We start from the raw sequence: 6,929 nt of genomic DNA on the forward strand, positions 1-6,929 counted from the left end.
AGGGGACAATATGAAATACACAATGAAAAAGCTAATTGCAACTATGGCTGTAGTATTTGTTGTAATAGCTGGACTTAATGCTAGTCTTGTAAATAAATCAGAAACGATTTCGAGTTCAGGGATAGAAGTCGATGATGATTTTAAGTACATTTCAGTATCACATGAAAATGTAGGCGGAGAAATAGAATATGAAAAATCTGGCTACAAGGGAGTACTGAAAAAATCAATACGTCCAGACTACGAAGAAGAGGGTACGTTGTATTACAGATACTCTGGGAATTTAAAGAAACAATAAGGAGACAAAAATGTTTACTTACAAACTAAAAAAATTATACAGATACAAGATGATTCCATTTTTGATTCTGTTTTCTATAACTATGGGAATTGTTGCTTTTTTCCTACATTATAATACAACCAACCATGCATTTGATTTTCTTACTTCAAGTGATATCTCCATTTCTAATGGCATTAGTTGGGATGAGTTAATCATCAAAAAAACTGACTGGAAGAAAATAACACCAGAAGAACCAGACAAGAAAAGCTACGAAGATCACAAAGCGTATCTAATTGAAGGGAAAAATGTATTACAAAACTTGATGAAAGCTCATGGTCTTGATGAAAACTACAAGTATAACAAGTCTAATTATAATGAAAAGGATATCATAAAGTATACTAATGAATTGGATGCTCTGAATAATAAGTACCATACAGACGAGAACATGGATAATCCTAAAGAACTCAGGACATCTGTACTGAGAGGAGAAGGCTACATAAATTTCTTCAAAGAGAGAAACTCCATAGAAGATAGATTGATTGACGAGAATGACAATCACAGTTTCAGCAAAGTGATATTTGATGAAGCTGGTGTGATTTTTGGAGCTGTGCCAATAATTCTATTAGGTTTCGTGATGATTTTCACAATGAGAGAAGATGATATAACCAGCGTAACATCGAATTCCAAAATAAAGGATGTAGCGAACGATTTTGGTATTATTATGTGTATGATTGTGATGTACATTTTCATTTCATTGTTGACAGTATTCGTAGCATCTTTAATAACTGGAAATGGTGTGGGCGATTTAACATATCACTACGATTCTACATTTGTTATTAGGACTGTTCAGGACAGGGGTGGTTCTATAAGAGAATACTCATATGTTATGAGAACGCCTTTGTCTACATTTTTTAAGAGTGTATTCCCTTTTGCGTTAATCACTATGGCGTTTGGATTTGCATTTTCTTTTGTTGATAAACTTATACAAAATACCAAAGCAAAATATTTTACTTTGGTTTTAATAATGAGTTTGCTATTGGTTGATTTTAATTTCTTCAATCATGCATACAATCCTCTAAGCTTGTTTAAGTCGTTTTCGTTAAAACCTGTGATTGCTACAGTGTTTATGCTTTTGATAACAGCTATAGGCACGATTTTTTTGAACAGAAGAAAAGAATTCACATCACATGATACATACAAAGACCGAAATGTATTCAACTTAAAAGGTTCCATTAAAAACCGTGTGCTATCATTTAATGGGTTTTTGATATTGTTTGTCGTGTGTGCTATTTTGGTTGGAAATATCTGCTTGCAAAACAATTGGCATAATTTTAATTCAATTCAAACTAAAAACTATAACCATCTTAATTCTGCCTTAGAAAATTTGGTTTATAGGGATATTGATGAGATTAAGGCAAAATACGGAAATAGCAAGAGAGCAAAAGAAATGATAAATTCTCATTCACATGCTTTGAAATTTTACGAAAATGAGAACAAATACTTCGACGCTTACGAAAATAGATACAAATCTCCCCAAAAGTTCAGCAATTTAAATAAGGTAAGGGTAACTGAATTTAATGGTTTTCATTTTCAAGCAACAGGAAGTGAAACAACTGGAATGGTGGACGTATTCAACGATTTTGCACTTGAAGGAGCATTCTTCAAACAAAAATACATGCTCATAAACAACATCACACCAACAGACAGATTCTATATTCCGCAATTAGGAATTGATTATAATCCTTTTGATGTGGATAGTTTCAAAGGAACTTTACCTAAAATCAATTACTACATTACTCATGGAATATCAGAAAGAACTAATGCTTTTGGGATGTTACACGATTACTTCTATCTTAAATTAAATGTATTGTTGATTGTGTTTGCACTATTGCTGTTCACATCTACTATTATCAAATCGAATAAGCAGCTCGAACTTAAATCGGTACTTCCTGTAAGTCGAACAAAATCGTACAAGTCAAAGATAATAGAAAGCGTAATATACGCGATTGGTATAAACATCGTTGCAGCTTTGGTATTATTCTTAGCTGGAGGTATGATGGGTGGATTTGCAGACAGTGATTTTCCAATTATCAACTATATTGTGGACAGTGGAATTATTTACTCAAATGTTGGTCCATTTCTGGTGTATATACTAGAATCTTTTACAATAACTGTGTTGTTTACTATATTTATCAGTATGTTTGTAAATTCTATGTACACTGCTACTAACAAACTATTTACGATATTAATATCCATAATTGCGTTTATTGTACCATTCACTGCATTAAAGTACATGGGAGTAATCGGATCTTTTGTTCCATTTAACTATGTGGATTCGGGATTTGTATCTACGGGATTTTTGTCGGCGTTGATAAGACAGAATTCTTACACGATGGTGATGGCTGTTGTAGTTCTTGTGATTAGTTCAATATTGTTTTATGTATTGGGCAGAGTTTCATTTGGCAGGAGGAAATAATGTTAGAAGTAGTAAATATTGAAAAAAGTTACGGAAAGAAAAAGATACTTCACGATATATCTTTTAGTATTGAAAAAGGACAAATCAAAGCTTTGGTAGGGCCGAATGGCTCTGGTAAGACTACTTTGATGAATACTATGACCAATCTTCTCAAAAGAGATGGCGGACAAGTTTTGGTAGACGGTAAAGAGTTTAAAGATGAGAAGATTTTTAATCATATTTCTTTTTTCAAAGATGAGAAAATCTTGGATGAAAACTTGTACGGCATGGATTATTTGAACTATATTAAAAATGTCTATAAAAGAACCAAGGATGATGTGGATAGGGTTATCAAAGAAATAGGAATTGAAAGTTTTGTAAAAAGCAAGACTGGTTCGTATTCATTAGGTATGAAAAAGAAGCTGATGCTTGCGATGGATTTCTTGCCACAAAGAGATATTATATTGCTTGATGAACCGCTTTCTGGTCTTGATCCAACTAGCGTTATAAAGATGATGGCTCTTATAAAGAAGAAAGCAAAAGATGGACAGGGAATTTTAATATCCAGTCACTCTTTAAACGATATCGATGAAATCACCAATAATATTTTGTTTTTAAAAGACGGGAAAATTTTGGAAGAAGTTTTGGAAAATGAAAAATTCATAGAGATTATTTCAAGCGATAATGAAAAATTATCATCTGTTTTGAAATCAAAGGGTTTTAATATGGACAAAAATATGATAAGCTTAAACAACAGTAGTATTAATGATATTTTGTCTGTTATTATAGAAAATAATATTGAAATTTTGGATATTAAAAGACGTTCGAAAACTTCTCAGGAACGATACAAAGAAATTTTTGGAATTTAAAATAAAAATATGCAAAAAACTAAGAATTTGTTTGACATATCATAATGTTAATGATAGAATATACAAGGATAAATAAGAATATCTTGTATATTCTTTTTTTATGCATAAAATAATTTCAGGAGGTGGAAAATTTGCCAACAATTAATCAATTAGTAAGACAAGGAAGAAAATCTAAAACTTACAAATCTGATTCACCAGCTTTGAGTCGTAACTTCAACAGCATCAAAAAAAGCTATACAGAAGCTAACTCACCTCAAAAAAGAGGCGTATGTACTTCAGTAAGAACTATGACTCCTAAAAAGCCTAACTCAGCACTTCGTAAGGTTGCCAGAGTTCGTTTAACTAATGGTATGGAAGTTTTATCTTACATTCCAGGTATCGGACACAACCTACAAGAACACAGTGTTGTATTAATCAGAGGTGGTAGAGTAAAGGACTTACCAGGGGTAAGATACCACATTGTCAGAGGTGCTTTGGATACTGCAGCTGTTCAAAACAGAATGCAAGGTCGTTCAAAGTACGGTGCTAAGAAACCAAAGAAATAAAACAAAAACAAAAGGTATTAGTGTGAATAAAAGATTTTAATATACATTTATAGCACAGCGATGTAATTCGAGTACCTGAGAAATACTAAATAGTAAGGAGGGAAGCGAAGTGCCAAGAAAAGGACATGTTCAAAAAAGAGAGGTAATGCCAGATCCAGTTTACGATGATAAGACAGTTACTAAGCTTATCAACAACATTATGTTAGACGGAAAAAAAGGTACTGCCCAAAAAATTGTTTATGGTGCTTTTGATATTATCAAAGAAACTACAGGAGAAGACGCTCTTGAAGTATTCTACAAAGCAATGAACAATATTATGCCTATCTTAGAAGTTAAAACTAGAAGAATAGGTGGAGCTAACTACCAAGTTCCTATCGAAGTTAGACCAGAAAGAAGACAAACTTTAGGTTTGAGATGGTTAACAACTTATACAAGAGCTCGTGGTGAAAAAACTATGGTTGAAAAGTTAGCTAAAGAAATCATGGATGCAGCTAATAACACTGGTGCATCAGTTAAGAAGAGAGAAGACGTACACAAGATGGCTGAAGCTAATAAGGCTTTTGCACATTATAGATACTAATCTATCGGAAAGTAAGTAAGGAGAAAAAATGGCTAGACAAGTTTCATTAAAAGATACAAGAAACATTGGTATAATGGCCCATATTGATGCCGGTAAAACGACAGTTACTGAACGTATTTTATACTATTCAGGTAAAATCCATAAAATTGGGGACACTCACGACGGTGCCGCTCAAATGGACTGGATGGTTCAAGAACAAGAAAGAGGTATTACAATTACTTCTGCAGCAACAACTTGTTTCTGGAAAGGTAACAGAATCAATATCATCGATACACCGGGTCACGTTGACTTTACAGTTGAAGTAGAAAGATCTCTTAGAGTTCTTGACGGTTCAGTTGCTTTATTCGATGCAAAAAGCGGTGTAGAACCACAATCAGAAACTGTTTGGAGACAAGCTGATAAATATGGCGTACCAAGAATTTGCTTCATCAACAAAATGGATGCAACAGGCGCTGATTATTTCATGTCTGTTGACACTATTAGAGAAAGATTGAGAGCAAATGCTGTACCTATCGAAATTCCTATCGGAGCTGAAGATAAATTCGTAGGTGTAGTTGATCTTATTACAATGAAAGCTAATATCTACAAAAACGAACTAGGAACAGAATTCACTGTTGAAGATATTCCAAGTGACTTAGTAGAAGTAGCTGAAAAATATAGAGCAGAATTATTAGAAAACATAGCAGAACACGATGAAGAGTTAATGGAAAAATACCTTGAAGGTGAAGAATTAACTGAAGAAGAAATCAAAAGAGCTATAAGAACTGCAACAATTGCTAATGCAATGAACCCAGTACTTTGTGGTTCTGCATATAAGAACAAAGGTGTTCAACCATTATTGGACGCAATAGTTGATTATATGCCAGCACCAATTGATGTACCAGATATCAAAGGTGTGGATCCTCAAACTGATGAACCAACTACAAGAAAATCATCAGATGAAGAACCATTTGCTGCATTAGCATTCAAAATCGCAACTGACCCATATGTTGGTAAGCTTGCGTTCACAAGAATTTATTCAGGTAGTGTTGAGTCAGGAAGCTATGTTTACAACTCAACAAAAGGTAAGAGAGAAAGAATTGGTCGTATCTTAATGATGCACGCTAACAAGCGTGAAGAAATTGATAAAGCATACGCTGGAGACATCGTAGCTATTATCGGATTAAAAGATACAACAACAGGGGACACATTATGTGATATGGATAGCGAAGTTATCCTTGAAAACATGGAATTCCCAGATCCAGTAATTTCTGTAGCAATCGAACCTAAAACAAAAGCAAGTCAAGAAAAAATGGGTATTGCTCTTGCAAAACTTGCAGAAGAAGACCCAACATTTAGAACATATACAGACGAAGAAACTGGCGATACTATAATCTCTGGTATGGGTGAACTTCACCTTGAAATTATCGTTGATAGACTTTTACGTGAATTCAAAGTAGAAGCTAATATCGGTAACCCACAAGTTGCTTACAGAGAATCAATCACTCAAGCAGCTGAAGCTCAAGGAAAATATGTTAAACAATCAGGTGGTCGTGGACAATACGGTGATTGTACTCTTAGAGTTGAACCACTTGACAATCCAGAAGAATCAAATGGTATCGAATTTGTTAATGCAATTGTCGGTGGTGCTATTCCAAAAGAATACATTCCATCAGTTCAAGCGGGTGCTGAAGAAGCAGCTCAAACAGGTATCTTAGGTGGATATCCAATGCTTGACATGAAGATTACTCTTTTAGATGGTTCTTACCACGATGTCGACTCATCAGAAATGGCATACAAAATTGCCGGTTCTATGGGCTTTAGAGCAGCAGTTGCAAAAGCAAAACCAATCTTATTAGAACCAGCGATGAAAGTTGAAATCACAACTCCAGATGAATATTTGGGAGATGTAATGGGAGACGTTTCATCAAGAAGAGGTAAGATTGACGGTATGAATCCTAAAAATGGTGTACACGTATTAGATGCGTTTATTCCATTGGCAGAAATGTTTGGATATGCAACAGACTTAAGATCAAAAACACAAGGTCGTGCAACATATTCAATGCAATTCGATCATTATGAACAAGTTCCTAACTCAATATCAGAAGAAGTTATAGGAAAAAAGAATAATAAATAGGAGGCTTATATAAATGAGTAAAGCTAAATTTGAAAGAACAAAACCACATGTTAACATTGGTACAATAGGTCACGTTGACCACGGTAAAAC

General features: G+C 34.0%; 6 protein-coding genes. All 6 read left to right on the forward strand.

The annotated features are described in order from the left end of the window. The first annotated feature begins 10 nt into the window (after positions 1–10). Positions 11–295, forward strand: coding sequence for an isoleucyl-tRNA synthetase (locus tag GKG01_RS07330; RefSeq protein ID WP_154271962.1), 285 nt, complete (start codon positions 11–13; stop codon positions 293–295). A gap of 10 nt (positions 296–305) precedes the next feature. Beyond that, on the forward strand, positions 306–2,750 hold the full coding sequence (locus tag GKG01_RS07335; RefSeq protein ID WP_154271963.1) for a hypothetical protein: 2,445 nt from the start codon (positions 306–308) through the stop codon (positions 2,748–2,750). Beyond that, a complete protein-coding gene (locus tag GKG01_RS07340) occupies positions 2,750–3,598 on the forward strand; it encodes an ABC transporter ATP-binding protein (protein ID WP_002835375.1) in 849 nt (282 codons plus the stop codon). The genes GKG01_RS07335 and GKG01_RS07340 overlap by 1 nt, the downstream gene beginning before the upstream one ends. A 131-nt stretch (positions 3,599–3,729) precedes the next feature. Further along, entirely contained in the window at positions 3,730–4,143 is a 414-nt protein-coding gene (gene rpsL, locus GKG01_RS07345) for a 30S ribosomal protein S12 (protein ID WP_002835374.1), read from the forward strand. 109 nt (positions 4,144–4,252) lie between these two features. After that, positions 4,253–4,723, forward strand: coding sequence for a 30S ribosomal protein S7 (rpsG, locus tag GKG01_RS07350; RefSeq protein ID WP_002835373.1), 471 nt, complete (start codon positions 4,253–4,255; stop codon positions 4,721–4,723). Between the two features lie 28 nt (positions 4,724–4,751). Continuing rightward, positions 4,752–6,839 (forward strand): elongation factor G, encoded by a 2,088-nt coding sequence (gene fusA, locus GKG01_RS07355; protein ID WP_154271964.1) that lies wholly within the window; start codon positions 4,752–4,754, stop codon positions 6,837–6,839. The last annotated feature ends 90 nt before the right edge of the window (positions 6,840–6,929 follow it).

Origin of the sequence: Finegoldia sp. BIOML-A4, assembly GCF_009679635.1 — a bacterium.
Taxonomy (GTDB): Bacteria; Bacillota; Clostridia; order Tissierellales; family Peptoniphilaceae; genus Finegoldia; species Finegoldia magna.

Bases quoted from the DNA above. Each gene is read 5' to 3' on its own strand.
- fusA (WP_154271964.1), top strand. From the start codon at position 4,752: ATGGCTAGACAAGTTTCATTAAAAGATACAAGAAACATTGGTATAATG.
- GKG01_RS07330 (WP_154271962.1), top strand. From the start codon at position 11: ATGAAATACACAATGAAAAAGCTAATTGCAACTATGGCTGTAGTATTT.
- GKG01_RS07335 (WP_154271963.1), top strand. From the start codon at position 306: ATGTTTACTTACAAACTAAAAAAATTATACAGATACAAGATGATTCCA.
- GKG01_RS07340 (WP_002835375.1), top strand. From the start codon at position 2,750: ATGTTAGAAGTAGTAAATATTGAAAAAAGTTACGGAAAGAAAAAGATA.